The sequence below is a fragment of the Hydrogenophaga sp. 70-12 genome (assembly GCF_001897365.1).
In the GTDB taxonomy this organism is placed as follows: Bacteria; Pseudomonadota; Gammaproteobacteria; order Burkholderiales; family Burkholderiaceae_C; genus Hydrogenophaga; species Hydrogenophaga borbori.
Genome location: NZ_MKSS01000307.1, coordinates 1 through 1,394, shown reverse-complemented (window position 1 = coordinate 1,394; position 1,394 = coordinate 1). Strand labels below are relative to the sequence as shown.

Genomic DNA, 1,394 nt, shown 5'->3' with positions numbered 1-1,394 from the left:
CGCATCGTCATGGACGGCCCCGCGCCCGAGCTGCGCAACAACGAGGACGTCAAGGAGTTCTACCTCGGCATGGGCGGCGGTGAACGCAAGAGCTTCAAGGACGTGAAGAGCTACAAGCGGAGGAAAAGGTGGCTGGCGTGATGAATCCGTTCTTCGATTCGCTGGAGACGCGCGCCCCCGCGCAACGAGAGGCCGAGCAGATGGCCGCGCTGGCGCGGCAGGTCGCGCACGCGCAGGCCCACAGCCCGGCCTTCGCCGAGATCCTGAGCGGCGTGGACGCGGCCGGCGTGAACAGCCGTGCCGCGCTGGCGAAGCTGCCGGTCACGCGCAAAAGCAGCCTGCTGGGACGCCAGCGCGCCCAGGTCGCCCGCGACCCTTTCGGCGGCTTCAGCGCCCTGGTGCGGGGACCGGCGATGACGCGTCTGTACGCGTCGCCCGGTCCGATCTACGAACCCGAGGGCGCCACGCGCGACTACTGGCGCACGGGCCGCGCCCTGTTCGCCGCGGGCTTTCGCGCGGGCGAACTGGTGCACAACGCCTTCAGCTACCACATGACACCGGGCGCCTTCATCCTGGAGTCGGGCGCGCACGCGGTGGGCTGCACCGTCTTTCCCGCCGGCACCGGCCAGACCGAACAGCAGCTGCAGGCCATGGCCGAGCTGCGGCCCGAGGGCTACACGGGCACGCCCAGCTTCCTGCGCATCCTGATCGAGAAGGCCGCCGAAACCGGCGCGGACCTCTCATCCCTGACGAAGGCGGTGGTGGGCGGCGAGGCCTGCCCGCCCAGCCTGACCGCCTGGTTCGCCGAACGCGGCGTGGCCGTGTACCAGACCTATGCCACCGCCGACCTCGGCCTGGTGGCCTATGAAACCGCCGCCCGCGAGGGCCTGGTGGTGGAGGAACAGGTGATCGTGGAGATCGTGCGTCCAGGCACGGACGATCCCGTGGCCGAAGGCGAGGTCGGTGAGCTGGTGGTCACCTCGCTCAACCCGGCCTACCCGCTGATCCGCTTCGGCACCGGCGACCTCTCGGCCATGCTGCCGGGCGCCTGCCCCACGGGCCGCACGGCGCCGCGCATCAAGGGCTGGATGGGCCGCGCCGACCAGACCACCAAGGTGCGCGGCATGTTCGTGCACCCCTCGCAGGTGGCCGACATCGCGCGCCGCTTCCCGCAGATCCGCAAGGCCCGCCTGGTGGTCAGCGGCGAGATGGCCAGCGACCAGCTCTGCCTGCGCGTGGAAGCCGAGCCGGGCGGCCAGGCCGCCGAGGCGCTGCGCGAAAGCATCGCCGCCGCCGTGCGCGATATCACCAAGCTGCGCGGCGAGGTGGAGCTGGTGGCGCCCGGCAGCCTGCCCAACGACGGCAAGGTGATCGAGGACGCCCGCAGCTACCGC

General features: G+C 71.4%; 1 protein-coding gene and 1 pseudogene. Both read left to right on the top strand.

Translation table 11 applies throughout. The features are described from left to right. Window positions 1-141 (top strand): annotated as a pseudogene (locus BGO22_RS16360) (ABC transporter ATP-binding protein); the annotation flags it as partial. Next, window positions 141-1,394 (top strand): phenylacetate--CoA ligase family protein (locus BGO22_RS16355; RefSeq protein WP_070400681.1); only part of this gene is annotated, 1,254 nt, incomplete at its 3' end. The pseudogene BGO22_RS16360 and the gene BGO22_RS16355, both read left to right, overlap by 1 nt.